Source organism: uncultured Pseudoteredinibacter sp., assembly GCF_947502065.1.
Lineage (GTDB): Bacteria > Pseudomonadota > Gammaproteobacteria > Pseudomonadales > Cellvibrionaceae > Pseudoteredinibacter.
The window spans coordinates 427,328-452,889 of sequence record NZ_CANMYE010000002.1 but is presented as its reverse complement, the minus strand read 5'-3'; the positions used below and the strand labels follow the sequence as shown (position 1 = coordinate 452,889).

Below are 25,562 nucleotides of genomic sequence, written 5' to 3'. Positions count from 1 at the left end.
GCGCCGTTTTTGCAAAGAACGCTGTAATTACTTCTTAGCAGCTTTCTTGGCTGGGCGACCGCGACGGGTAGCTTTCTTAGCAGCTGGCTTCTTAGCAGCAGCTTTTTTGGCCGCTGGTTTCTTAGCAGCTGGCTTCTTCTTAGCAGCAGGCTTTTTCTTAGCGGTTTTCTTCTTGGCAGCAGCTTTAGCTTTAGCGGCCGCTTTCTTTTCAGCAGCTTTTTGCTTAGCAGCGGCTTTCTTAGCAGCAACTTTAGCTTTAGCAGCGGCTTTCTTCTCAGCAGCTTTAGCTTTAGCGGCGGCTTTCTTCTCAGCAGCTTTAACTTTAGCAGCAGCTTTCTTCTCAGCAGCTTTAGCCTTGGCAGCTTTCTTCTTAGCAGCAGCCTTTTCGCGAGTGGCTTTAGCCTTGGCAGCAGCTTTAGCTTTAGCAGCAGCTTTCTTAGCAGCTAGCTTTTCACGCTCAGCTTTCTTCTTAGCGGCTACTTTAGCGCGGGCAGCGGCTTTCTTGTCAGCGGCTTTAGCTTTAGCAGCAGCTTTCTTATCAGCAGCTTTTTGCTTCTTGGCTAGAGCTGCTTCAGCTTTGGCGATCGCCTTAGCTTGATCGTTAGAGCTCTTATTAGCAGCCTTAACAGCTTTTAGCTCAGCTTTAGCGGCGGAAGAAGCAGCTTTAGCTTCAGCAGCAGCTTTTTTATCAGCAGCAGCAGCTTTAGTCGCAGCAGCCAATTGCTTAGCTTGAGCGGCAGACTTCTTCTTCTTACGGATAGCTGCAACCTTGTTGCCAGAAGCTTTCGCTTTGGCAGCGGCCTTAGCAGCGGCTTTTTCTAGTTTAGTGGTCTCTTTACCCAAGTCGGCTTCTTGCTTGGCACGAGCTTTAAGCAATTGAGCTTGGATCTTGGCCAGTTCTGCTTCTAATTTAGCGACTGGATCGTTAGCTTTACGAGCTGCCATCTTATTTTCCTTTGAATGTAATTAATCTAGCACTGAAACTTCTTTTTAGTGGCTGTCCAGCCCGCTTATGGCGCGGATCTGGGAGTATAAATAACCAGCCGACTACGACGCGTGTATAAGGTACGTCTTTACTGACAAAATTCAAGAGTTTATGGTCAAAAAAATAGCAATTTTTGGTATTTATTGGCCGTTTTTCTTGAATTCACATTAATTTTAGAAAAAAAACAGAAAATTTCATTTTTATAAGGGGCCATTTGGCAAAAAACGGTTATCGCTGTTGGCTTTAATCCAAAGCAACATTTCCCTTTTTAGCGGCATTTTCTTTTGTCGCATAAATTTAACAATATATATCACCGGGGAGTCTTCGCCGGCTTGCCAACTAGCAATTTGCTTTTCAGCTAGGGTCAAAAACTCGATCAAACTCAGTAATTGAGCTTCATTAAAATCTGTAACGGCGGCAAGCCAATTTTCTCTACCCTGTTTCATCATGGCGCTATGCTTTTGCAGATCTGCAGCGTCAAAATAATCTGCAATCGGCTTTTCATCGCTATTTTGTCGTTGCTTGATAATACTCAGCAGAATATCGTGCTCTATCGTATAGCTTTTTTCTTGCTCGCTGGCATCTGGGTCCCAGGATTCTATGCTCATAATTGAGTCTCTTTGGTATCTACTTTGATCGGCTAGCTAAAACTATCTAAATCCGACTTACCTGAGTGTTACAATAAGCTATCAAGCGACGGATTCATTATATTATATACCCGTCTATCCATAAGTAGCCCAGAATCTTACGACTTTTAAAGCCTATATGAGTCTAGAGCGCCATATTATTCACTGCGATGCCGATTGTTTTTATGCTTCGGTAGAAATGCGAGACGATCCCAGCTTAATCGGTAGGCCTTTGGCCATTGGTGGTGAAGCAAAAGGCCGAGGCGTGGTAGCGACTTGTAATTATGAGGCTCGTAAATTTGGCGTGCGCTCAGCTATGCCGATGGCATATGCCCGCAGACTTTGTCCTGGTATTTTGTCTATGCGACCAAATATGGAAAAGTACCGAGAGGTTTCCCGACAGATGCAGGAAATTTTTTACCGTTATACTGACATCATTGAGCCTTTGTCTCTTGATGAGGCATTTTTGGACGTTTCTCAGCAGGTCAATCGAGGTAATTTTGACTGCGCTAGCACTATTGCTGAGTTAATTCGTAAGGAAATTCAGCAGGAACTGGGAATTACCGTTTCAGCTGGGGTCGCCCACAATAAGTTTATTGCTAAAGTAGCAAGTGATTGGAAAAAACCTAATGGCTTAACGGTTATTTCTCAGGTTGAGCAAGGCGATTTTGTAGCCGCCCTTGGGGTTAATAAAATTTACGGCGTTGGCAAGGTAACCGAGCAAAAATTGCTTTCCATGGGTATAACGCATTGTTATCAGCTACAGGAATATGACTTGGAATTTTTACAGGCCAAATTTGGTAGCTTTGGGCGGCGCCTTTATGAGCTATGTAGAGGCAATGATTATCGCCCAGTTGAGCAAAGCCGTAGGCGAAAATCTCTCAGTGTTGAGCACACGTTTGCCAGTGATTTACCCGATTTGGAGGCATGCTTTGAGCAGATTCCTGGATTGCTGGAAAGTCTGCACAAACGTTTGTCGATTCTGGATGATAGCTATATCATCGCTAAACCATTTGTGAAACTAAAATTTCATGACTTTTCATCCACAACTGTGGAAAAGCAATCCGCCAGTTACTCATTAGAGGCCTATCGGCAGCTTATTTCTGAGGCCTTTGAGCGGTCTTTTCAGCCTGTGCGCTTGCTCGGCTTGGGGGTGCGCTTCCAAGAGCCACGCTCTGAAGATCCTCAAAGTGACCTTTTTGCCTAAAAAAGCATCAGTTTCAGTGTTTGCTAATTCAAATGCCCAATAACTGGGCATAACCAGCAGCAGGAATCCCCGATTATTTATCCTGCTTTAGTTAATCCTAGTTTTTTCTTAAGTGGCGCTACAAATTCCCGCTGAACTCATTATAATCGCCACCCTTTTTGAGTGGCCCCTTTGGGGTATCGGTGTTATTTAAGCCGGGGAGCGTTTGTGTTTGTTTTTACCGTAAGCTGTGATGTTAGCCAAGATGTATATGTAGGCTCAGCCAAGGAATCTATTGAAGCGCAGTGGGCTTCAATTGTAGCCGCAGCGGATGAGGGGCAAGAGGGTGCTTTGCAAGCGGCAATACGCTTGCATGGTGTAGAAAATTTTTCTGTTGAAGAATGGGCGTTTGCGGAAAACAGCCGTGAATTGCGCGAATTACTGAGTGAGGCCAAAGAAACCTTAGGCGCCAAGTCTATCAAGCTAGGCCGCGTTAGTGAGGGTGCCAGTAAGCGCAGTGGTGCAACGCAAGTGAGTAGCGATATTCGAGAGCTGTTTTCGATGGCAAAAGCCGAATACGAAAGCGAGTTAGTCGAAGAGCTTATTCCAGCCGAAGGCTTAGAAAGAAAAGCTAAAACTGCAGTAGCTGAGGAAAAAAACACCTCGAGTATTAGTCCGGGTGCTCGAATATCGCGCGAAGCAGAAAAAGAAGAGTTACCGGCTAGCGAAAAAGTGGCCAATGGGCGCAGTGGCTCGGCTGGCAAAGAAAAGCGCATCAAGGAAGCAATTACAGCCGAGCGTGAGCAGCGGGCTGTTTTAAGGCAGCAACAAGCAAGTATGGAAGCGAAAGAAATGCAGGCTGTGCTGCTGCAAATCGAACAGCGCCGTTTAGCCCAAAAGAAAAAGCCTACTGCGCGTAAAAGCAGCAAGTCGAAAACGTCATTACGCAGTGCGCTTAGCAGCAAGCCACCGAAGAGTTCGGCAGCCGCCAGCACTTCTAATACTGCTGATAAAGCCCCTGCAAAAGTCGCTGTGGCTAAAGGTCGTACCGGTTCGAGTGTAAAAGAAAAGCGAATTAAGGAGGCTATTGCGCAAGAAAAAGCCTCTATCGAAGCGGCCAAGCGCCAGCAGGCTGAATCACAAGCAGATGAAATGGCCGCGATACTTAATCGTTTAGATGAGCGAAATAAAGCAGCCGCAACCTATAAACGTAAGCTATAAGCTTTACAGTATAAAAAAGGGCCTTTAAAAGGCCCTTTTTTAATTCTGGGTTATTTCGCGCAAGGCTTATCGTTTGCCGAGCATCATGCGCAGCATAAAGTCCATGGTTTTACCAAATGGGGCAACCATGTATTTAGTGCCAGGACTTGGGGCTTGCTGAAAGATAGGTCTTAACTTAGAAAACTCTATAAATCCTTCTTTACCGTGATAGTGCCCCATACCACTATTACCAACACCACCAAACGGAATATCGTGTTGTGCGACGTGCATCATCACGTCATTTAAACTTACCCCACCAGAAATAGTGTTTTTAATCACCTTGTCCTGTAGAGGTTTGTTTTTACTGAATAGGTAAAGCGCCAAAGGACGCTCACGAATATTGATAAACTCGATGACTTCGTTGATATCGCGATAGGTTTTCACCGGCATAATCGGGCCAAAGATTTCCTCTTGCATAACGGTCATTTCAGTCGTGCTGTCGAGAATCAAAGTCGGCGGGATTTTTTCTAGCTCATCGCTAGGCTCCACGTCGCCGAGTAGGTTGACAACTTGGGCGCCTTTCTCTTTTGCATCATCTAAAGTTTGTATTAAACGAGAATATGCTCGCTTGTCGATGATGGAGGTGAAGTCCTTGGTTTCTAGATTTGGGTAGCGTTGTGGAACAATTTTCTTTGCATGTTCGATAAATGCATCGGCTTTGCTTTCAGGTAAGAACACATAGTCTGGTGCTACACAGGTTTGACCGGCGTTATACAGTTTACCTTGTAAAATACGTTCACAAGCTAGCTCGATGTCATAGTCTTCGGCAACAATACAAGGCGACTTACCGCCTAGCTCTAGGGTGACAGGCGTTAGGTGCTTAGAGGCTTTTTCCATCACCTGGCGGCCAACGTTTGGAGAGCCGGTGAATACCAAGTGGTCATAGGGCATGTCGGTGAAATCTGAAGCGCTTACGCCCGGTAAAATTGCCAAGGTATCTTCACCAAATTCTTTGTTTACCAGATCGGCGAGTAATCGACATAAATTCTGCGAGTTGGCCGCCATTTTTATCATGGCGCGGTTGCCGGCTGCGAGCACATTGGCAAGCGGGCTCATGCATAGAAACAGCGGGTAATTCCACGGCACTACAATACCTACGACACCTTTTGGTTGAGGTAGTACTTTATTCTTGCCACCAAAAAACCATATTGAAGTATGGCGTTTCTGCGGTTTCATCCAGCTTTTTAGTTGCTTACGGCAATATTTGATGCCATCAATTGAACCAAATAACTCAAGAAACTCGGTCTCATGAATAGAGCGGTTGCCATAATCTTTATTGATTGCTTCGGTAATGGCTACACGGTTGTTCTTCAGTATGTTTTCTAGCTTTTGAAGGTTGGCTAGGCGCTCTTCATACTCAGGGTATGGATTCGCCAGGTAAGCTTGATGTTGTTTTTCGTATGTTTCTTGTACACGTTGAGCAGAAGCTTCAACGTTCAAATTGGGGTTGGCCGCTTGGTTCATGGTGCGGGTCTCCTGCTGTGTCGGATTTCGTTGTTAAAATTGTCTGTTATATAGAGCGCCTACAAAGGGGGAGCTAGAAGGCCCCACAATGACACTGGAGCTCACATTAGCAAAATACTGCACAAATGTACTAATGCGCTTTCGCAGGAGTGTGGCTTTGGCGTGATTGGGTAAAAATAGCGCATTTTGATGGTGCTTGGCGTGCTAGAAATTACGGATCGCTACACTAATATCATCAACACCATGCAGATTATGGTGACTTGCCACTTGGCCTGTGCAGGTAAAACCGCTAACATGTCATCCTTGCTGGCACTAAGCTGCCCAAGGCGATGATAAAATAGCGGGTTCCCAGTCTGAGTAAAAAATGCACACTGACTGTGATATAAGACTTGAATAGTTAAGCTTTATTTCACAGCTAGGTCATTTGTTCGAGGCTCTGGAGATACCAGCAGAGTAAATCAAGACTAGAATAACGGAGCAATAATGAGCCGTCGTAAGAAGAACAAAGTAGAAGTTGAAGAAAAAGCTGATATTGACCTAACGCCCATGCTGGACGTTGTATTCATCATGCTGATCTTCTTTATTGTAACGGCCTCTTTTGTGAAGGAAGTGGGTATCGGTGTGAATATTCCACCTGAAAATGATAACCCTCCGCCACCAGATGCCCCGCAAAACATCCTAGTAGAAGTTACTGCTACTGACGAAATTTGGATGGAAGGTCGTCGTGTAGATGTTCGTGCGGTACGCGCAAACATTGAGCGTATGAGCGCAGAGAACCCTAAAGCTTCCGTAATTATCAAGGCTGACGGTAAGGCAAGTGCTGAAAAGTACATTGCAATTGCTGACGCGGCACGTGAAGCAAATGTTTATAACGTATCTTTGGCACCAGACATCAAGAAGCGCTAAGCTTTAATATCTAACGGTGCAATAAAACAGGAGCTTAGGCTCCTGTTTTTGTTTCTGACACTGCCTTTTGCTAATCAGAGGGAAATACAGTGGACAATTCCAGTTTTCAATTTCAAACCGCCATGCCAGCACTGCTGATTATTGATTGGCAGCAGGCTATCGATCACTTTGGTGAGTTAGCTCGCAGTCACCCAGAGGCGGAATCAGCTTGCTCAGACCTACTGGCCTACTGGCGACAAGAACAAAGACCGGTGATTCATATTCGCCATTCATCGAGATTCTCAGATTCTCCATACCATCAGTCTTCGCCTTGGTTTGATTTTAAAACTGAGCTGGAGCCAATGGTGGGGGAGTTAGTCTTAAGTAAGCGCGAAAATTGTGCTTTTGCCCAAACTGAGCTGGAAGAGATTCTGAGGGCTCGGGGCGTAGAGGAGCTTGTTTTTACCGGGGTGTTGTTAAACAACTCTGTTGATGCAACGCTAAGAGTGGCAGCAGGGCTGGGATTTAAAAGCTATTTAGTGCCAGAGTGCTGTCCAGCCCAGGCCATTGATAGTTTGTCTGGTGAGCATTTCACGGCTGAACAAGTACACGATATTTTTCTAAGTAATCTGGCCGATGAATATTGTCAGCTACTCAGTGCTGAGCAAGCCATTAGGGGCTAGTCAGCACTGGGTGTTACCGTGTTTTGATGTAGAGCAAAAGAGTTATTGCGCGCTAAAACGCTGTACGCCACCGATGACCGTTTCGATAACTTTTGTATTGCGAAGACTTTCGGCGCTTGCCAGTGGGTCTCTGTCTAAAACGATAAAGTCAGCCAGCTTTCCAGCTTCCAATGAACCTAGTTCTTGCTCTGCAAATATCTGCCAAGCAGCATCAATAGTGATGGCCCTTAAAGCATCTATGGGCGTGATGGCTTGTTCTGGGCCTAGCACATCGCCACTGGACGTCTCTCGAGTGACCGCTGACCAAGCTGCTAAGAATGGTGTCATGGGTACGATCGGGGTATCTAGGTGCAGTGTAAAAGGTACATTTCTGGTTTTGGCACCAGCCATAGGGCTCATTCTGGCGGCACGTGCTGGCCCCATAAATAGTGCTTTGTGGCGGTCACCCCAATAGTACACATGACTATTAAAAAAACTTGGGCTCATGCCGAGCTCTGCAAATTGATCCAGTTGATCGTCGCGGGTCATTTGGGCGTGAATAATTATCGGGCGGGCATCTTCTCTCGGGTGAGCCTTTTGGGCATTGCGATAAGCTTCAATAATCAAATCGATGGCGGCATCGCCATTACCATGCAGCGCTATTTGCCAGCCTGCTTCGTGGAACTCTGCAACGCTGGCAAATAACTCTTCTTTGTTCATGGTTGGGTAGCCACGATAGTCATCGTCTTTACCTTCGGCGGGCACATGATATGGGTGACCCAGAAAACCGGTATAACCTTGAATGGAGCCATCGGTAATTAATTTTAGGGCGCCAACTTTTACCCTATCGCTTTCTATATTATTAACACTTAGCTCTCCGGATTGAATCGCTCTTGCAGCTTCTAAATCAGGCCACATGACTACGCGCTGCGGGTAAATGCCAAGCTTGCCAAAAGCAGAAATTGGGGTGATGAATTTTTTGCTGGCCAAGCCGACTTGGGCAGAGGTTACGCCTTCTTGTAGATAGTTTTCACTGGCGAAGCGGGACATGGCATAAAACTGCTTTAAGCCAAGGTCTAAAGCCTTCATCACTAAAGGGTATTGAGCATTTTCTTCTACTAAGCCTGCCAGCTCACCGTCCTCGCTGCGCACTATGACTCCGCCTTCGGGGTCTTTGGTGTTTTTATCATAGCCCACCGAAGCAAAAGCCATGCTGTTGGCCATGCCCATATGCCCGGATATATGGTTTACATAAATGTTGTGCTCGCTAGAAATACTGTCCAGCTCAAGGCGCGTTAAAAACCGCTGTTCGGCAATTTGTGTATCATCATAGCCGTACGCATACACCCAGCTGCCTTTAGGGCTTTTTTCAACCTGTGCGCGCAGCCGAGCAAGCGCATCGGCAACCGTCTTTACTTCGTTAATTGGCGGGCTATTTAAATCGGCTGCCACGGCCGCCAAGCCTGAACCGGGAAAATGACCATGGGCATCGATAATACCTGGCATGATGGTTTTGCCAGCCATATCTCGAGCAAGTGATGGGTTTTTAAGTAGCTTTTTGATCTCTTCATTGCTACCAATAGCGATAATCTTGTCGCGCTTTACGTACATCGCTTCGGCAATATCATTATTGCTGTTCATGGTCAGAATTCGGGCATTAATGAAGGCTTGCTCGTCTTCTGGCTGTGGATTGAAATGCATATAAACGGCAACTACGACTATTGTCAGTAGCAATGCAAGCCCGGTTAAGGCCTTGATTAAGGTTTTTAATAGCGACATGTGCGCCTCTAATTATTGTTGGTTGGCTGAAATTGTTCAGGCTATCAAATTTTAGCCCGCGCTACTTGGCCAAAAGTGACAGTTGTTGGCCTAGCCGAATAGAAAAGCCTTCTTTGGCCCTAGCAGTCGATAGAAAAGACGTTTTTGGCATAGACAAACGCCATTTGCGCGTTAAGGTAGTGTCAAACAGCTGAAGGTTGATTGTCGTAATCTCCAGCTAGCTAAAAAGTCACTAGGTTTAAAGAAGGATAGGTCCAAGGCATGAGCATTACCCCCCAGGAAACAGATTTATTTTCTTTGCTAGAGCACCGCTACAGTGTGCGCGGTTTTACCGATCAGGTAATTGAGAAGACAGTTCTGCAGGAAATTTTTCAAAAGTCCCAGCAAGCTCCTTCCAACTGTAATACTCAGCCCTGGCAGGCCTACGTCATTTCGGGCGAGCGCTGCCGTCAGTTTGCCAAAAGCCTAGCTGAGGCCATTGTTGGTGGTGCGCCTTCCAAGCCCGATTTCGATGTGACATTAGGTTTCTTCGATGAATATCGCCAGCGTCAGGTAGATTGCGCTTACGCGCTATACGGTTCCATGGGTATCGAGCGTGGTGACAAAGCTGGCCGTGGCGCGGCCATGTTGCGTAACTATGATTTCTTTGGAGCGCCACATGTTGCATTTATCGCAATGCCCAAGAGCTTCGGTATTGTGAATGCCTTGGATGTGGGCATTTATTTACAGACTTTAAATCTTGTTATGGAGTCTTACGGAGTGGGTAGTTGCATTCAAGGTGCATTGGCTTATTACCCAGATCTGGTTCGTAAAGAGTTGGGTTTGCCTGAAGATGACAGCATGCAAATCCTTTGTGGTATTTCATTCGGTTACGAGGATAAAAACCACGCTGCCAATAACACCCGAACTGTTCGCGCCGACTTAGGTGAAAACGTAAGCTTCTACGAATAGGTACACTTGGCATGATTATTAAGCACGCAGATAAGATCGCTTCGCCAGAAGTCTTGCAGGAAGCATTTGAAAAGCGTGGATACATTTGTAGCGACTCAATCGCTACAGCTGTGTATCTAGCTTGCCATTTACAAAAACCTATTCTCGTTGAAGGCCCTCCTGGTGTTGGTAAAACAGAGCTGGCGAAGGTAACCGCTGAGTATTTAGCTGCGCCACTGATTCGTATGCAGTGTTATGAAGGTTTAGATGAGGCCAAAGCACTGTATGAATGGAAATACGGCAAACAGCTTCTTTACACCCAGGTTTTAAAAGATCAGCTTGGAGATGTGATGCGTGGTGCTCGTGGTTTGGATGAGTCTGTTGAGCGCTTACACTCCTTTGGCGATATCTTTTACTCAGAGCAGTTTTTAGAAACCCGACCATTGTTGCAAGCTTTACGAGAGCCAGATGGCGCGGTCTTATTGATTGATGAAATTGATAAGTCCGATCAAGAGTTTGAAGCTTTTCTTTTGGAACTGCTGTCAGATTACCAAGTATCTATTCCAGAAATTGGAACGGTAAAGGCCAAGAGCAAGCCGATTGTTTTTCTTACCAGTAATAATACGCGCGAGCTTGGAGATGCACTGAAACGTCGCTGTTTGCACTTGCATATTCCATTCCCTGAGACTGCACTGGAAAACCAAATTATCGCCAGCCAGGTGCCGGATATGGACGGTAGCTTGAGAGATCAGCTGGTCGATTTTGTGCATGAGTTACGCCAAATGGCCTTAAAGAAAGTGCCGGCAATTAGTGAATCTATCGATTGGGCGCGTGCTTTATTACTGTTAAATGTTGACAGCCTTGATGAAAAGTGGGTGAGAGATACCCTGAGCCTATTATTAAAATATCAGGACGATATTGAAATTGTGGAGCCTGAGCTTCGCAAAATCATGACGCAAATTAATCCTAAATAATTCGTTTTTAAAAATGTACTGTATTCATATATAGGTTAGTTAACGTGCAGAAAGTTTTTGCCGATTTTATCCATACTTTGCGTCAGCAGGGGGTGCCGATATCCCCTGCGGAGACTCTAGATGCCTTAAAAGCAGCGGAGCTTTTGGGCTTGCAAGGAAAGTCTCGCTTGCGTCAGGGCCTTGGCTTAGTGTTGGCAAAGAATGAGCAAGATAAGCAAACTTACGAACACTACTTTGATGAATTTTTTAAGTTTGCGGAGACTGCCTCACCCTCAGGTTCTGAGGCGCTTGAAGATGGCGATGATTTAGAACAACAGAATGAACAGAGTTCTGATGAGTCGTCATCAAATGACGACGCAAGTGAGGTGTCCAGCAGTTCTGGGCAGGGTGGGGGCGAATCTGAAGACAATGAGCAAGATGAGTCTTCGGAGAACTCTGCTACAGAAGTTTCCGCCAGCTCCCCCTTGGGAAAAATGCTGCAAGCGTCAGACCCAGCGGCCATTGCAATGGCGATAGCCAAAGCTGGGCAGCAAGAATCGGTTCAAAATATTCAGTTATTTACCCAAAAGCCTTTGTTTAGTTACCGCATGATGAATCGCATGGGTAACGAAGCTTTAAACCAAGAATTGCTGGCCTTAGATGCAAGTGATGAACTGGCTCAGCAACGTTTGGCTAATCGGCTCAGATCTGCCCAGGCCCAGCTGCAAGAGCAGGTTAAAGATTATGTTGAGCAGCAATATCTACTTTATGCCGAGGCAAAGGGGCAGCAACTGCGTGAAACCACCTTGCAGAAAGTAAAGCTTACCAATATCGATAACCACTATATGCATCAAATGGCTGATTTGGTGCGAAAGGCTGCCAAGCGTTTGGCAAGTCTTCACAGTCGCAAGAGAAAATTACGCAAGCGCGGTCTACTAGATGTGCGTAAAACCATAGCGGCTAATGCTGCCTATGATGGAGTGTTGTTCCATACTCGCTGGAAATCCACCGTGGTAGATCGCCCTAAGGTTATGGTGATTTGTGATGTCAGTGGGTCTGTAAGCCGGGTGGCGCGCTTTTTATTATTATTCGTTCACAGCTTGCAAGAGGTCTTGCCCCGTAGCCGTTCTTTCGTATTTTCTTCCGATATGGGTGAAGTTACCGATCTGTTTAAGGAACATAAATTAGAAGATGCATTGGCTGAAATAATGTCTAAGTGGGCGAATCAGTCCACTAGCTATGATAAGGCCTTGGCGGATTTCTCCGAAAATACACTGAAGGATGTTGATCAAAAGACCACGGTTATCATGTTGGGTGATGCTCGCAATAATAATGGTAATGGCCGTGCGGATATTTGGCAGAAGGTTTATCTTCAGGCAGGGCGGGTTCTGTGGCTAAACCCAGAACATATCAATAGTTGGGACACTGGCGATTCTATAATGGCCTCATATCGCCCTTATTGCTCAGAGCTGCATTGTTGTAATTCTCTAAAGGATCTTGAGCGCATTCTAGGTAATTTGCTTAAGCACAGTTAATATTGGGTCCTGGGCTGGAATACTTTGGTGGGTGAGTATTGAAAAAGTTTATATTTCTTGCAATTTTTATTGTGTTGTTTCAGTTTCGCGACGAGCTTTTTAGCTTTCATAGCCCTGCTCCCGAATATGCAGCCAAGCATGAAGAAAGAGTTATTCTATACGCCACACAGTGGTGCGCTTATTGTAAAAAAACACGCAAGTTCTTAGAGCAGAATAATATTCCCTATTATGAGTATGATGTCGAAAGCTCAAGCGAGGGGTATGATCAATTCAAGGCGCTTGGTGGTCGCGGTGTCCCTTTGTTGCTGGTAAACGGCAAGGTAATAAAGGGTTTTGATACAAAGCGCATTTTAAAATATCTGGAAGGCTAACGATTGCAGCGGCATAGGCAAAAGCAGGCTTTTATGCTGCAAGCGCTGGCTTTATCTCGACAAGCTCTACCAGCTTGCTTACCAAATCCGCCTGTGGCCTGTTTGCTAGTAAAGCATGGCCTTGTTGTCGCTCGTGGCTTTACTCAAGCCATTGGCGGCAATCACGCAGAGGTCCAGGCGCTCAATGCCTGTAATTGCGATAGCGCTGATCTCACAGCCTATGTAACTTTGGAGCCATGTTCATTTGTAGGTCGCACACCATCTTGTGCGCAAACTCTAATTGATTCTGGCATTAAGCACGTAGTAGTAGCGATGCTAGATCCCGACCCTCGCAATAATGGCCGGGGAATTAAAATGCTGCGCGATGCTGGAGTTGTTGTGGAGTTCGGGTGTTGTGAGGCGGAAGTGGGTAAGTTTTTAAGCCCTTATCTTGGGCTTTCCTAAGCGGCTAAGTAATCTTGAGTTATTCACTTTCAGTTTTCTGTGAATTTTGGTTTTCTGTGTAGTTAAAAGTTCGAAAGTGTAAGCTTTATTAAGGTTTATTGCTTCGTTTTTAAGCATTGGGCAAGCTCAAGACAACATCCGATTGAAGCGCTACTTAAGTGAAGCTTGTGTGGGTTTCTAGCGTTCTTAGTTGAGTTTTGCAACAACATTATTTTCTCAAGGCCAAGCGAATTATGTCTGATATTAAAGCGAATCAATTTTCCAGTATTGAGCAAATGAGGGCTGATTTTGAACGGCGTAGTCAGAGATCTATTTCCATGCCATTGGCCGGCATGCTGGTTTGGCTGTTCATTGCTGTCATCAGCTTTTTTCTGGATTCGAAATTAGCGATTTATGTTTTACTGTTTTCGAGTGGTGCTATTTTTCCATTGGCCTTATTAATAGCCAAGTTTAGACAAGAAGATTTGATGTCACGCACTAACCCTTTGGCGACCTTAATGGGGTACTGTGTATTAATGGTGAATTTGCTTTGGGCGGTGCACATCCCCCTGTTGTTTATTGAACCCGAATTGCTACCACTTAGCTTGGCAATTGCTTTGGGTTTGCACTGGGTGGTCTACTCTTGGATTATTCAACACCCTTTAGGAATTATTCATGCCGTTCTCCGAACATTAATGGTGGTGTCTGCGTTTTATTTATTTCCTAAAAATAGCTTGAGTGCGATTGCGTTGGCAGTGGTGTTCGCTTATATGATTAGTTTGTGGATGATGTTGCGCCGAGAAATAGCCTGGAAAGCATAGTGGAAGTTAGTTTGAAAGGCCTTTGAAGTTGAGAGCAGTTTGAACCCTTAGTAGAGAAGCTGCCCCACTCTATCCATTTAATAGATAGAGTGGGGCAGTGGGAAGTTAGTAAAAGGTAGAGCTAAATTACCAGCCGCATTGACGGCCTTTGTTTTGCTCGTCTAACCAAACTTTTAATGGCGCAAAGTAATCAATGATCGCTGAAGCATCCAGCTCGCGCTGGCCTGTTACCGCTTCCATAGCATCTTGCCAAGGACGACTAGAACCCATAGCCATCATGGTTTTTAAGCTCTCACCAACTTCTTTATTGTTGTAAATAGAGCAGCGATGAAGTGGGCCTTGATAGCCAGCTTTTTCACACAATGCGCGATGGAATTGGAACTGTTGAATAAAGGCTAGGAAATAGCGAGTGTACGGAGTATTGCCCGGTACATGGTATTTTGCACCTGGATCAAAATCAGCCTCGCTGCGCGCTAGTGGCGGAGTAATGCCTTGATATTTTTCACGCAGCTCCCACCAACCTTTGTTGTAATCCGCAGGCTGTAGGTCGCCGTTGAATACTTGCCAGCGCCACTTATCTACGAGTAGGCCAAATGGCAAGAAGGCAATTTTATCCAAAGCTTGCTGCATCAAGAAGCCAAGATCTTCAGACGCAGGGGGTTCTTTATTCAGTAGACCAATTTGAACCAAGTAGCTTGGAGTGATTGATAGGCCGACAACGTCACCCAAGGCTTCGTGGAAACCGTCGTTTGCGCTTTCACGGAACAACATTGGTTGTTGATTGTAGGCGCGCTGATAATAGTTATGACCTAGCTCATGATGGATGGTCTGAAAATCTTCACTGTTCTTTTGAATACACATCTTAATGCGTAAATCTTCGACATTATCGATGTCCCAAGCGCTAGCATGGCAGACAACATCACGATCTTCTGGCTTAGTAAATTGTGAACGTTCCCAAAAGGTTTCTGGCAGCTCTTTAAAGCCTAAAGAACTAAAGAAAGCTTCACCGGTTTTTACCATATCCATTTCACTCATACCTGATTTTTCAATCAGCTGAGTGACGTTATAGCTTTGCTCAACGCCTTCAGGTTTCACTAGATCGTAAACGTTACCCCAAGTTTGGGCCCACATATTGCCGAGTAGGTGTGCTGGGATTTTGCCTGTCGCCGGTGCAACATCATCGCCATAGTGCTCGTTTAGTTTGGCGCGCACATGACACTGTAATGAGTCATAGAGTGGCTTCACTTTTTGCCATTGGGCGTCGGCATCGGCGGCAAATGCATCTGGATCCATATCGTACTTGGAACGCCACAGAACACTCAGGTTTTCAAAGCCTAGGTCTTTGGCGCCTTTGTTAGCAATGCTAACTTGCTCTTCATACAATGGGCGCATTGGCGGTGAAACTTGGCGCCAGCCGGCCCATAGCTCTTTTAAAAGTTCTGGGTCTCGACTATTAGCGAAAACCGCACTCATTTCACCAAGGTTGTAGCAGCGTTCGTCATTACAGTATTTGCCTTTGCCATACATGCCTTGCATCTTGGAGCCAATCTCCGCTAGGCGCTTAGCTTGTGCGGGATCATTCGGAGCTGGAAAGCTTAAGGTTTTCTTTAGGGCGTTCATTTGGCGGCGGCTAGATGCGTCGAGTTGCACTTGGTCATATTTGGCTGCTTCTTTTGCCAGCTTCACGCTCAGCAAGCTGAACTCGGTTGCCGCTTTGGCCTCTAGGTACTGGGAATCGAAGTTGATGTAGGTCGCGGCTATCCATGAAGCGCGGCCATAATCTTCTAGAGATTGAGCCAGTTCATCGTTGGCTTTTTTAAGGAATGCAGCAGCTTGTTCGGCGCTTGGCGCCGAGGCTTGTGCATTTGTTTGCTCGGCAGCTTGATTCTGGCTTGCAGCTGTTTGGTTTTGCTCATTGCAGCCAAATAAGGCCAGCGCCGAAACGCATGTCGCGAGGGCTAGGGGTTTCATCGTCATCTCCAGTTCTAGTTGTTATGACACTGAAGCATAGACGAATAACAGCTGTCTGCGCTCAAATTGCAACTTGGCTATTTGGCTCTAAAACGTGCCACTAGGCCCAGTAGAGCGCTAAACAAGATAACTTGCATGGGAATTGGAAGGCTCGGAACGGCATGGTTGTCGTTGCTCATCATGGGGTTTCGCATCAGCAAAATTTGTCGTTGGCCGCTTGGGTTAGCCGTAGGGGTAATATTGCTGGCGGCTGAGCCAAAGGCAATGAATTGGCCGTTTCCTGAGATATCGGTTTGAGAGCTTGCTCCGTCTGCTTCCTGGCCAGTGCGGCTAAGGTTGATGCGAAAGGTGTTTTGGCTCTCTCGGTCGTATAGGAAGGTGTCTCGAGAGGCATTGTTGTCATTGTCTACAAGGTTGCTGGCATCTGACCAAAAGCTGATGAAGCGGCCGTCCTCACTAATGGCTGATCCTGCGCTGTTGTGATTGCCAAGGTCTCCGTTGCTGTGTTGACTGACGGCAGAGTTTTGCCCATTACTGTTGTCGTGAATGATGATATCCCGTCGGCCATTGCTATCGCTGGACAGCAATTGACCGGATGGGTGAATCATGGCGCTGATCCGACCATTGGCTGCAATGACGGGGCGAAAGTTTGAAGCCAGATCGGTGATTTCGTTTCCGCCGACTGTAAGGCTGACTCGGCTCATGGTGCCACTGCTCACTTCGCAGCTAAAAATATCCCCAATGGCATTGCCATCCCCTGGAACGAGATTGCTGGCTTCAGAAATAAAGATAATGTGCTTGCCTGAGCCCTCTATATATGGTCGTCTGGAAGCTGCATTAGCTTCAGTTCCAGCGGCTTGGCTTACCAGCGTGGTTTGCCCTGTGCTGCGGTTATGCAGATAGACATGTTCATTGTTAGCGGCGGCGGGGGTAGCCAGATCACCGCCTCCAACAAAAGTAAGTAGCTGCCCATCATCGGAAATCGATACTTGATCTCCGGTATCTTGGCTGCCTTCGTTGCCATCACTGCGGATGCTGATCCTTTCGATGCTGTTGTTTAGCCTGTCGTATACAAAGGCATCTTTGTTGCCGTTGTTATCAGCTATTACTAGGTTGGTGGCTAGTGATGTAAAGGCGACATAGCGCCCGTCAGGCGTGATGGCGGGGCGGGTGGAGTTTCCATTGCTTGGAGTATTGCCAAGTCCTTGGCTGACTCGGATCGTACTGTTGTTTTGGCGATCCCTCAGATAAATATCGCTAGAGCCGCCGTGGCCCGGGGCTAAGTTTGTCGCAGATGATTGAAAGGCTACAAAACGGCCGTCGTCAGAGACGGCTGGGTTATCGGCATGGCTATCGGCAATATCGCCAGCATTGTTAAGGCTGACAATATCTAGGTTATTTGGGCTTAAATCCTGAGCGACACAATGCTTGGAGCAGATGCCCAAAACCATTAGGGCAATTACTAGCTTTTTCACGACGACTAAATCCTTTAGTGCTTAGGCAACTAAATAAAAGTAGCACTAAAGAATTGGTTTTCCAGTGAGCCAAGAAAGATTACTTGCTGTGCAGTTCTTTCATGGCGTCATTCCACTGGCCAGCAGCGGCTTTAGGTAGAACCTTGCTGGCCTCATAAATTGCGTCATCAATTGCTTGCTTGTCGCTGCCCGAAGGGCGCTTCAACACATAATTGGCTACTTCTTTTGCGTTGCCAGGGTGGCCAATGCCAATGCGTAGACGAGCAAAGTTATTGTTATTGCCAAGAGCCTTGATGATGTCGCGTAGGCCATTATGGCCGCCATGGCCACCGCCAATTTTAAGCTTGGCGATACCTGGGTCCATATCCAGCTCATCGTGGGCAACTAGGATTTCTTCGGGGGCAATCTTAAAGAACTTTGCCATCGCGCTTACAGATTGACCGCTTCTGTTCATAAAGGTTGTTGGCTTCAGTAGGCGAATATCTTTACCGCCGACATTAATGCGGCCGGCTTCGCCATAAAATTTGCTTTCTGGACTAAGCTGTCCGGCATATTGGCGGGCTAATTCGTCAACAAAGTCGGCGCCGGCATTGTGGCGGGTGCCATCATACTCAGTGCCGGGATTGCACAGACCGACAATCATACGAATAGGGTTGTTCATAATATTCCTTGAGCTGCTTAAACGGACCACCAGCGGTAAATCATCAAAATCACTAGTAATAAAGAAACGAGGCTGGCCGGATAAGCTTTATGTCCAATGTCTTTGCCTTTTCGGATCATATGCACCGAATAAGCAATAGCAGCGTTGCTTACTGCGAACATGAAGCCTAGAAACACAGCCGTCTCGGTCTTGCTGTTTCCGCCAAAGCCTGCGAGTGCGGTAATGGCTATCAATATGCCTGCGACAGAGGCTATTAGGGCCAGGTAGAAAATAATCGTTTTCATAGGCTATTTGTGCTGTTTAATTTTGGCGACGACTTCACCAGCCAATGCATTGGGGATTGGAAAGGCGAGATTATACTGCCTGAACTTCCAGTTTTCTTGTTCGCCTGTTGTCTCTAGGCTGAGTACACCTGAGCCTCGCACTAGGCCATACTTTTTATTCCAAAGTAGCTCATCAAACCACGCCATTTTACCATCCTTGCTGATAATGATATGGCGTTCTTTTGCGGTATACAGCCAGCCGCGGCCTTTATTGAAATAAGGTAAGGCATAGCCTTTAAAATCGTCTTTGCTCCAACGCTCGCTAGCATCGGTGCCAAGATAAACCATATCTTCGCTCATCAGTTCAAAATAAGCCTTACCATTTGCCTCGGCGGCATATTGGTGGAATCTGTCTAAGGTGTTATCTACCGCTTCTTTTGCGCCTGCATAGGAGTTTGCGACTGCAAAGCAGCAGCAAAGAAGGATTGTTCGAATCATTGGGGGCTCCCAGCTTTGATTTGAAAAGAGCCAGTCTATAAGAAAGTTGCTGTATGCGATAGTTACTGTTGGGTTGGGCCTGGCTGGCCTGTGCTATTGCCTAAAGTATCGACGAGTAGGCATAAAAAAGCCGGCATAAGCCGGCTTTTTTAAAGAGGGAAGAGTGTCGATTACTCGGCAGCTTCTTCACCTTCTTCTTCACCTTCCTCAGCAGCTGCGCCTTTAGGCTTGTTCACGATCGCAACAGTTAGATCGTGGTCAGCGCCGTGGCTTAGAGCTACAGACTCAACACCCTTAGGTAGAGTCAAATCAGAAATGTGGATTACCGCACCCGCTTCTGCATTTGCGAAATCAACTTCGATGAACTCAGGCAAGTTAGCTGGTAAACAAGTGATTTCCAGTTCGGTCATGCTGTGAGCAACGGTGCAGCCCTGTAGCTTAACAGCTTCACAAGTGTCTTCATTGATGAAGTGTAGAGGTACAGTAGTCTTGAACTTCTTGGTTTTAGAAACGCGCAAGAAATCAGCGTGCATAACCAAAGCTTTGGCTGGGTGGCGCTGTAAGTCTTTTAGAATTACGTTCTCAGTTTTGCCATCGATGTCTAGCTCGATGATGTGAGAGTAAAATGCTTCGTTTTCTAAGTGCTTGATCAGCTCGTTGTGTGCAACGGTGATGTTAGCAGGCTTCTTCTTGCCACCGTAAACGATAGCAGGAACTTTGTTTTCCAGACGACGCAGGCGGCGGCTCGCACCTTTTCCCTGCACGTCACGGGCTTGGGCATTCAATTTAAAATCTTCAGACATGATATTTCCTCAATCTGTCTTCCACTGCTCTCCGCGACCAGAATTGCAGTGGGCTTATGAAATCCCGGCTTTATAGCTGGGAGTGTTAATGCAAGGCTCGAGAGCTTTGCGTTTCTGCTTGCGTGCTAAATGCTCGCAATCAAATCTTTTTTTGCTGGCCTGTTAACGAAACATGGCGCTCAGAGACTCTTCATTGGCCAGGCGGCGCATAGCTTCGGCTAGCATGCCTGAAAGAGTCAGCTGACGAACAGTGCCCAGCTTTTCAATATCCTTATTCAGAGGGATAGAGTCGGCGACAACCATCTCATCCAAAATGGAGTTGCTTAAATTCTTTAGTGCATTGCCAGACAAAACCGGGTGAGTACAGTAGGCAACCACTTTTGTGGCGCCTTGCTCTTTAAGTGCGGCAGCGGCGTTACACAGTGTTCCTGCGGTATCAACCATATCGTCGACTAGCAAACAGGTGCGGCCATCTACTTCACCGATCAAGTTCATTACCTCGGCTACATTGGCGCTTGGGCGACGCTTATCGATGATGGCTAGATCTACATCTAGCTGCTTAGCAACCGCGCGAGCGCGAACTACACCGCCGATATCAGGAGATACCACCACCAGGTTTTCGTACTTTTGACGATTAATGTCGTCTAGCAATACTGGTGATGCGTAGACGTTATCCACGGGTACATCGAAGAAGCCCTGAATCTGCTCAGCGTGAAGGTCAACCGTTAATACGCGGTCGACGCCAACACCAACCATCATGTCGGCCACTACCTTGGCGCTGATAGGTACTCGAGAGGAGCGCACACGACGATCCTGGCGGGCATAGCCAAAGTAAGGCACCACTGCGGTGATACGGCCTGCCGAAGCTCTGCGTAAGGCATCTACCATTACGATTAGCTCCACCAGGTTGTCGTTGGTAGGTGCGCAAGTCGATTGCACCACGAAAACATCGCGACCACGCACGTTTTCATTAATTTCTACCGCAATCTCGCCATCGGAGAACTGACTTACTGTTGCGTCACCTAGGGGGATGCCTAGACGGCTAACAATCTTCTTTGCTAATTCCGGGTTTGCGTTCCCGGTAAAAACCATTAAATCGGCCACGGTAATTCCTTAGCGTTGGAGTTCACGGTTAATCAGCCTGGCTTGTGGCAACAGGCGAAATCAGGGGCGCGCATTCTACCGTGTTTTAAGGGGGGATTAAAGAGATAATTGTTGGATTAATGAGCGTTTGTCAGAAGAAAAGATGGCTGGGGTGGAAGGATTCGAACCTTCGCATGACGGGATCAAAACCCGCTGCCTTACCGCTTGGCTACACCCCAGTAAAGGTGTTGAGCATTATATAAACGCTAGGATAGGTGACTCTTGAATACCTTTGGCAATGAAGCCGTTTAGATGCTCTGGTCGCTGCTTGAATACAATTTCAGCTGATGATTGATCATCGAAGCTGGCAAATACACAAGCACCTGTTCCTGTCATTTTAGCTGGCGCGAACTGGCTAAGCCAGTTGAGTGCTTCAGCCACCTCTGGATAGAGTGAGCTGACCAGCTGCTGGCAATCGTTTTGACCACCCTGCTCAAGAAAGGCCGCTACTGTAATGGCCGAACTGTCTCTTGTCAAATATTTATTTGAAAAAATTTCAGCGGTAGAAACATGGCAGTTTGGTGCCAGTACTAAATACCATTTCTCTTCTAATTCAAGGGCTTGCAATTGTTCGCCGACTCCTTCGGCCCAAGCTGTTTGGCCATTAATAAAGACCGGAACGTCGGCGCCAAGGCTTAGCCCAAGCTCGCAAAGCTGCTTTTTATTGAGTCCGCATTGCCATAGATAGTTTAGGCCGACTAGGGTGCTGGCGGCGTCACTGCTGCCGCCACCGATGCCACCTCCGGCTGGTAATGTCTTGTGCAGGTAGATGTCGGCACCCTGCTTTTGCGGGCAGTGGCTTTGCAACAATTTAGCCGCCTTAAAGACAAGATTATCCTCTGTCGCGAGCCCTGGAATTTCAGGTTTTAAGTGAATTTCTTGGTCGCAGCGCCTTGTGAAATCTAGGCGGTCGCCATGATCTAGCAATTGGAAGGCTGTTTGCAGCTCATGATAACCGTCAGCTCTTTGCCCAAGAATATGCAAAAAGAGATTGAGTTTGGCAGGGGCGGCCAAGCTAATGCGTTGTTCTTGCATTACTGCCATCGCTTAACCACAAGGGTCAATTGAATGTTACCGCGCTTTAATTTGAGCTTTTCTGGCAGGGGAATACGATGCCGGCTATAGCGAAGGTATTCGATTTCCCAGCCACCTTGCTGCAGCTTTTGTAATAGGCCCTCTGACCATTCGCTCTGGCTGCTTTCATCTGGGGCGGCTAGGCCGCGAACCCAGTATGGCATTTGCTGTTGTGGTAATGGCCAGCCTAGGGCTTGCTCGGCTTGGGCTTGAGGGTTGTTGATAACTTCTTCGCCCTGGATGCTAAGCTCATGTTTATTGCCAGCTATTACCGTGCTGCCTTGGCCGAGTGGCCCGCTAACCTGTAAGCGAAACTGCTCGCCATCCTGCTGCCAGTCAATAAAGCCTGAGCCGTTCTGCTGGGGGCTGCGCAAGCCAATTTTTCCTCGCATACGCCATTTGCTATGCGGGATAAGTAATGCCTGGCGTGCCTGTTGCTCTGCGCTGCTGGTGGCAAGGTCTAGATCTTGATTGCTGTTAACTGGCTGTTGGCTGATATTGCTACAGGCCGATAGAAATAGGGCAAGCAGCAACAGCCTCGCAGCGTTATAAATTCTTGTCATTTGTTTGCTCTTAGGGCTGCGGGATTTTGGCGTTTAGACGCTGGATGGTTTCTTGCAGAATTTCACTGCCAGGGTGCAGTTCGAAGCCTTGCTGCCAAATGCTTTGAGCCTCTTCTGCGCGCCCAAGCTGCCAAAGCACTTCACCTAAATGGGCGGCGATTTCATGATCTGGGTAGGCGTTCATTGCCTGACGTAAAAACCCTAGTGCGCTCTGGAGGTTGCCGCGCAAATACTCAATCCAGCCCATGCTGTCGATAATTGCTGGATCTTTAGGGTTCAATTTGAACGCTTTGCTGATGAGCTCAAAGGCTTCTTCTTTACGATCACTGCGTGTAGCTAATGTGTAGCCAAGTGCATTTAATACACTGGCATTATCGGGTTTGTTTTCCAGAATTGCGCGCAGGTCAGCTTCCATGGCGGCAATGTTATCTTGCTTTTCAAAGCTCATGGCGCGACCGTAAAGTAAATGGCGATTTTGCGGATCGCGTTCGAGTGCCTGATTGAGCATTTCCACTGAAAGGTCGCTCTGGCCGTATTTATTGAGGGACTCTACCGTTACCAGTAAAAAGCGCTGAGCTAATTTAGGGAATTGTCTGGCGGAGCTTTGCAGTAGAGCTATGGCCGCTTGGCTTTGTCCTTGCTCTATTAATATGTCACTACGAAATACCCAAGCCGGCAGAAAATTCGGGTCACCTGGCTGAACTTCGTCAAAGTACCCCATGGCCACATGAGGCTGCTGACGGTTCATGGAAATTCTACCTAAGTAATAATTTGCCATTGAATAGCTCTGCTCGTAATCCAGTAGCAGGCTGAATTGCTCTTCGGCGGCATCGGTTTTACGCTGCTCGTAAAGTACCAGGGCATAAGCCAGTTGTAGCTCAGTATCTTTAGGATAGTCTTTGTGTAACGCGGCAAATTCTTGCTCTGACGAAGGTAGGTCGATGTTCGCCATTAATCGAGCGTATTGAACTCTTAAGCGTTTATTATTGGGTTGCTGTTCTAGTAATTCCGCTAAGCGTTTTTGAGCTAGGTCGAGTTGGTTTAATCGCTGCAGCGACTTCACCTCAACCATGGCGGCGCTGATATAGCTTGGATCGATGGCTAGCGCGCGTTTGGCAAGCGCCATGGACTCTTCAGGTGCTTGCTGTTGCAGTAATATGGCAAGCGCTGTTAGCAACTCTTTGTCATCACCATCTTCATCTAGCCACATTTGCAGTTGCTCGGCCATGATGCCGATCTGTGCGCCTTCGCTGTTACTGGCTTGACTGGCAACGGTAAGGTGCAGGGCTTGGTTGCCGCGCAATTCCAGTTTTCTTGAGTATTCTAGGGCTTCAACATAACGTCGAGCATTGATTAACTCGGTGGTGGCAATAAACAGAGCCTCTTCGCTGCTTGGGTCAAGCTGGCTCCATAATAGGGCTGCCTCTAAACCGGCTTTGTCTTTGCGTAGCTGACGCGCAATTTGTGTGCTGTGTTTGGCAAGACCGATGTCCCGAGTTTGTTGGGCTTGTTCTAGATAATTGTCCAGAGCAATATCGGGGTTGCCACGCCGACCGGCGAACTCTGCAACTAAAAGAGAATACAGGGTGTCTTGCGCAAAAGGCTTTGTTGGTAGCTCAGGGGCCGGCGCGGGTTCAGCCACTGGGCTGACTGGGGCGGGCTCTGGCTGGGGTTGTTGGCTACAGGCGCTAAGGCCGAGGCTGATAAGGCCGGCGATTACTATATGTCTTTTGCTCACTACTTATGCTCGTGTTCGGCTAGGGCTTGATAAGGCCAATATTCTACTATAGGCCTTACTATAGCAACTTAGTGCCCTTGAGCACTAATCGCTTTGATTTTAGAGGCTTATTGTTATCCGCTGAGCTGGCCTTGGGGCTGGCTTTAGGGGACAATAGCGGGCTGTTTTCAAGTCTCTGCTGTAGTAAAGGTCGTCATGCTCATCGCATTAGGCATCAATCATAACACCGCGCCGGTAGATATCCGTGAGCGAGTGGCCTTTGCCCCTGGCAATATAGCTGGGGCGCTTAAATCTATGTGCGACAGTTTGGCAATTGAAGAGGCCGCTATTTTATCGACCTGTAATCGCACCGAGTTATACGCTTGGGGTGAATTGCTCGATGCCGATGTGCTGCAGTGGCTGGGTGATTATCATCAGCTTTCCCGGGAATCTTTAGAGCCTTATCACTATGTGTTGCAAGATGGTGAGGCCATAGAGCATATGATGCGTGTTGCCGCCGGTTTGGACTCCTTGGTTTTGGGTGAGCCGCAAATTTTAGGGCAGATGAAATCGGCTTATGCGGATGCTACCGAAGCAGGCGTGGTAGGGCGAGGTTTGCACTATGGCTTTCAGCAAATTTTTAATATTGCTAAGCGTGTGCGAAGTGAAACCGAGATTGGTGCGAACCCTGTCTCGGTGGCCTTTGCGGCTGTTAGTCTGGCGCAGCAAATTTTCTCTGATCTGAAAGAAGATACAGCCCTATTGGTAGGCGCCGGGGAAACTATCGAGCTGGTTGCTCGGCATTTGCATAATAATGGCATTAAAAAACTGATTGTTGCTAATCGCACTTTGGAGCGTGCCAAGGGGCTCGCGGAAGAGCTGGGCGCTGAAGCGATTTTATTGGCCGACATTCCTGAGCAATTGCACCGCGCCGATATTGTTATTTCGTCAACGGCCAGTCAGCTCCCATTATTGGGTAAGGGTGCCGTGGAGACGGCCTTGAAAAAGCGCCGGCACAAGCCCATGTTTATGGTGGATATCGCGGTGCCAAGAGATATTGAGGCTCAGGTCGATGAGCTGGATGATGTCTACTTATACACGGTTGATGATCTGCGCGCAGTAATCGATGAAAACCGTAAATCCCGTGAGGACGAAGCAAAAAAAGCTGAATTGATTGTAGCTGAAGGAGTCGCTCAATATCAGGCGGAAATGCGAGCCTTGCAAGCAGTCTCTACAATTAAGGCTTATAGGCAGCAAGCTGAGCAGTTGCGAGACAAAGAGCTGGAAAAGGCGCTGCGAGCTTTAGAGTCTGGCACTGATGCTGCGCAAGCAATGACACAGCTTGCGCGCTCGCTAACGAACAAACTTATTCATTCGCCCACAACTAAATTAAAACAGGCCAGTGCTGATGGCCGCGCTGAAGTGATCGATATTTCGCAAGAGTTGTTGGGTATAGATATATCAAAAGAATCATCTAAATAGCGCTTTGCGCTATTGGTGAGCTGATAGCTTGC

At 47.2% G+C, this 25,562-nt stretch carries 25 protein-coding genes and 1 tRNA gene; 11 read left to right on the top strand and 15 right to left on the bottom strand.

What is annotated here, in order from left to right:
• Nucleotides 1-27 precede the first annotated feature (27 nt).
• Both Q1A41_RS08685 and Q1A41_RS08680 read right to left on the bottom strand, forming a co-directional pair.
• A complete protein-coding gene (locus tag Q1A41_RS08685; RefSeq protein ID WP_299977264.1) occupies nucleotides 28-945 on the bottom strand; it encodes a hypothetical protein in 918 nt (305 codons plus the stop codon).
• A 240-nt stretch (nucleotides 946-1,185) separates the two neighbouring features.
• Nucleotides 1,186-1,593: a hypothetical protein gene (locus Q1A41_RS08680; RefSeq protein WP_299977261.1), complete on the bottom strand. Its 408-nt coding sequence runs from the start codon at nucleotides 1,591-1,593 to the stop codon at nucleotides 1,186-1,188.
• 157 nt (nucleotides 1,594-1,750) lie between these two features.
• Here Q1A41_RS08680 and dinB point away from each other — a divergent pair, with 157 nt between their 5' ends.
• Complete coding sequence (gene dinB / locus Q1A41_RS08675; protein WP_299977258.1) at nucleotides 1,751-2,818, top strand: DNA polymerase IV; 1,068 nt, start codon at nucleotides 1,751-1,753, stop codon at nucleotides 2,816-2,818.
• A 207-nt stretch (nucleotides 2,819-3,025) separates the two neighbouring features.
• Nucleotides 3,026-4,018: a hypothetical protein gene (locus Q1A41_RS08670; protein WP_299977255.1), complete on the top strand. Its 993-nt coding sequence runs from the start codon at nucleotides 3,026-3,028 to the stop codon at nucleotides 4,016-4,018.
• Nucleotides 4,019-4,084: 66 nt separating this feature from the next.
• On the opposite strand, the gene Q1A41_RS08665 is transcribed toward Q1A41_RS08670, so the two are convergent.
• Entirely contained in the window at nucleotides 4,085-5,521 is a 1,437-nt protein-coding gene (locus tag Q1A41_RS08665; protein WP_299977252.1) for a coniferyl aldehyde dehydrogenase, read from the bottom strand.
• A 483-nt stretch (nucleotides 5,522-6,004) separates the two neighbouring features.
• Here Q1A41_RS08665 and Q1A41_RS08660 point away from each other — a divergent pair, with 483 nt between their 5' ends.
• Together Q1A41_RS08660 and Q1A41_RS08655 are read left to right on the top strand one after the other, a co-directional pair.
• Nucleotides 6,005-6,427, top strand: a complete 423-nt coding sequence (locus Q1A41_RS08660; protein WP_299977250.1) for a biopolymer transporter ExbD — start codon at nucleotides 6,005-6,007, stop codon at nucleotides 6,425-6,427.
• A gap of 89 nt (nucleotides 6,428-6,516) precedes the next feature.
• Entirely contained in the window at nucleotides 6,517-7,089 is a 573-nt protein-coding gene (locus Q1A41_RS08655) for an isochorismatase family protein (RefSeq protein WP_299977249.1), read from the top strand.
• Between the two features lie 42 nt (nucleotides 7,090-7,131).
• On the opposite strand, the gene Q1A41_RS08650 is transcribed toward Q1A41_RS08655, so the two are convergent.
• Nucleotides 7,132-8,847: an amidohydrolase gene (locus tag Q1A41_RS08650; RefSeq protein ID WP_299977246.1), complete on the bottom strand. Its 1,716-nt coding sequence runs from the start codon at nucleotides 8,845-8,847 to the stop codon at nucleotides 7,132-7,134.
• A 261-nt stretch (nucleotides 8,848-9,108) separates the two neighbouring features.
• Here Q1A41_RS08650 and Q1A41_RS08645 point away from each other — a divergent pair, with 261 nt between their 5' ends.
• The 6 genes from Q1A41_RS08645 (at nucleotide 9,109) to Q1A41_RS08620 (ending at nucleotide 13,880) form a co-directional block, all read left to right on the top strand.
• Complete coding sequence (locus Q1A41_RS08645) at nucleotides 9,109-9,798, top strand: nitroreductase (protein WP_299977243.1); 690 nt, start codon at nucleotides 9,109-9,111, stop codon at nucleotides 9,796-9,798.
• An 11-nt stretch (nucleotides 9,799-9,809) separates the two neighbouring features.
• Nucleotides 9,810-10,751 (top strand): MoxR family ATPase, encoded by a 942-nt coding sequence (locus Q1A41_RS08640; RefSeq protein ID WP_299977240.1) that lies wholly within the window; start codon nucleotides 9,810-9,812, stop codon nucleotides 10,749-10,751.
• A gap of 44 nt (nucleotides 10,752-10,795) precedes the next feature.
• Nucleotides 10,796-12,265 (top strand): VWA domain-containing protein, encoded by a 1,470-nt coding sequence (locus tag Q1A41_RS08635; protein ID WP_299977237.1) that lies wholly within the window; start codon nucleotides 10,796-10,798, stop codon nucleotides 12,263-12,265.
• Between the two features lie 38 nt (nucleotides 12,266-12,303).
• Nucleotides 12,304-12,636: a glutaredoxin domain-containing protein gene (locus Q1A41_RS08630; RefSeq protein ID WP_299977234.1), complete on the top strand. Its 333-nt coding sequence runs from the start codon at nucleotides 12,304-12,306 to the stop codon at nucleotides 12,634-12,636.
• A 3-nt stretch (nucleotides 12,637-12,639) separates the two neighbouring features.
• A complete protein-coding gene (locus tag Q1A41_RS08625; RefSeq protein ID WP_299977231.1) occupies nucleotides 12,640-13,080 on the top strand; it encodes a bifunctional diaminohydroxyphosphoribosylaminopyrimidine deaminase/5-amino-6-(5-phosphoribosylamino)uracil reductase RibD in 441 nt (146 codons plus the stop codon).
• A gap of 233 nt (nucleotides 13,081-13,313) precedes the next feature.
• Nucleotides 13,314-13,880, top strand: a complete 567-nt coding sequence (locus Q1A41_RS08620) for a hypothetical protein (protein WP_299977228.1) — start codon at nucleotides 13,314-13,316, stop codon at nucleotides 13,878-13,880.
• A 126-nt stretch (nucleotides 13,881-14,006) separates the two neighbouring features.
• Here the strand turns inward: Q1A41_RS08620 and Q1A41_RS08615 are convergent, their stop codons facing one another.
• The 11 genes from Q1A41_RS08615 to Q1A41_RS08565 form a co-directional block, all read right to left on the bottom strand.
• Nucleotides 14,007-15,851, bottom strand: coding sequence for a M2 family metallopeptidase (locus Q1A41_RS08615; RefSeq protein ID WP_299977226.1), 1,845 nt, complete (start codon nucleotides 15,849-15,851; stop codon nucleotides 14,007-14,009).
• Nucleotides 15,852-15,928: 77 nt separating this feature from the next.
• Nucleotides 15,929-17,326 (bottom strand): hypothetical protein, encoded by a 1,398-nt coding sequence (locus Q1A41_RS08610; RefSeq protein ID WP_299977223.1) that lies wholly within the window; start codon nucleotides 17,324-17,326, stop codon nucleotides 15,929-15,931.
• A gap of 79 nt (nucleotides 17,327-17,405) precedes the next feature.
• Complete coding sequence (gene pth, locus Q1A41_RS08605) at nucleotides 17,406-17,987, bottom strand: aminoacyl-tRNA hydrolase (RefSeq protein WP_299977221.1); 582 nt, start codon at nucleotides 17,985-17,987, stop codon at nucleotides 17,406-17,408.
• Between the two features lie 17 nt (nucleotides 17,988-18,004).
• Complete coding sequence (locus tag Q1A41_RS08600) at nucleotides 18,005-18,271, bottom strand: hypothetical protein (protein WP_299977218.1); 267 nt, start codon at nucleotides 18,269-18,271, stop codon at nucleotides 18,005-18,007.
• A 3-nt stretch (nucleotides 18,272-18,274) separates the two neighbouring features.
• Nucleotides 18,275-18,748, bottom strand: a complete 474-nt coding sequence (locus Q1A41_RS08595) for a nuclear transport factor 2 family protein (RefSeq protein ID WP_299977215.1) — start codon at nucleotides 18,746-18,748, stop codon at nucleotides 18,275-18,277.
• A gap of 170 nt (nucleotides 18,749-18,918) precedes the next feature.
• Nucleotides 18,919-19,554 carry a 50S ribosomal protein L25/general stress protein Ctc gene (locus tag Q1A41_RS08590; RefSeq protein ID WP_299977834.1) on the bottom strand — a complete coding sequence of 212 codons (636 nt, stop codon included), beginning with the start codon at nucleotides 19,552-19,554 and terminating at the stop codon, nucleotides 18,919-18,921.
• 159 nt (nucleotides 19,555-19,713) lie between these two features.
• Nucleotides 19,714-20,643 carry a ribose-phosphate pyrophosphokinase gene (locus Q1A41_RS08585; protein ID WP_299771880.1) on the bottom strand — a complete coding sequence of 310 codons (930 nt, stop codon included), beginning with the start codon at nucleotides 20,641-20,643 and terminating at the stop codon, nucleotides 19,714-19,716.
• 155 nt (nucleotides 20,644-20,798) lie between these two features.
• Nucleotides 20,799-20,873, bottom strand: a tRNA-Gln gene (locus Q1A41_RS08580).
• Nucleotides 20,874-20,889: 16 nt separating this feature from the next.
• A complete protein-coding gene (gene ispE / locus Q1A41_RS08575) occupies nucleotides 20,890-21,729 on the bottom strand; it encodes a 4-(cytidine 5'-diphospho)-2-C-methyl-D-erythritol kinase (protein WP_299977831.1) in 840 nt (279 codons plus the stop codon).
• Nucleotides 21,729-22,331, bottom strand: a complete 603-nt coding sequence (gene lolB, locus Q1A41_RS08570; RefSeq protein ID WP_299977212.1) for a lipoprotein insertase outer membrane protein LolB — start codon at nucleotides 22,329-22,331, stop codon at nucleotides 21,729-21,731. Before lolB ends, ispE begins: the two co-directional genes overlap by 1 nt.
• Before the next feature lie 10 nt (nucleotides 22,332-22,341).
• The gene (locus Q1A41_RS08565) at nucleotides 22,342-24,069 is read right to left on the bottom strand and encodes a tetratricopeptide repeat protein (RefSeq protein WP_299977210.1); all 1,728 of its coding nucleotides are present in this window, start codon (nucleotides 24,067-24,069) and stop codon (nucleotides 22,342-22,344) included.
• A 195-nt stretch (nucleotides 24,070-24,264) separates the two neighbouring features.
• On the opposite strand from Q1A41_RS08565, the gene hemA reads away from it, so the two are divergent.
• Nucleotides 24,265-25,530 (top strand): glutamyl-tRNA reductase, encoded by a 1,266-nt coding sequence (hemA, locus tag Q1A41_RS08560; RefSeq protein ID WP_299977207.1) that lies wholly within the window; start codon nucleotides 24,265-24,267, stop codon nucleotides 25,528-25,530.
• The last annotated feature ends 32 nt before the right edge of the window (nucleotides 25,531-25,562 follow it).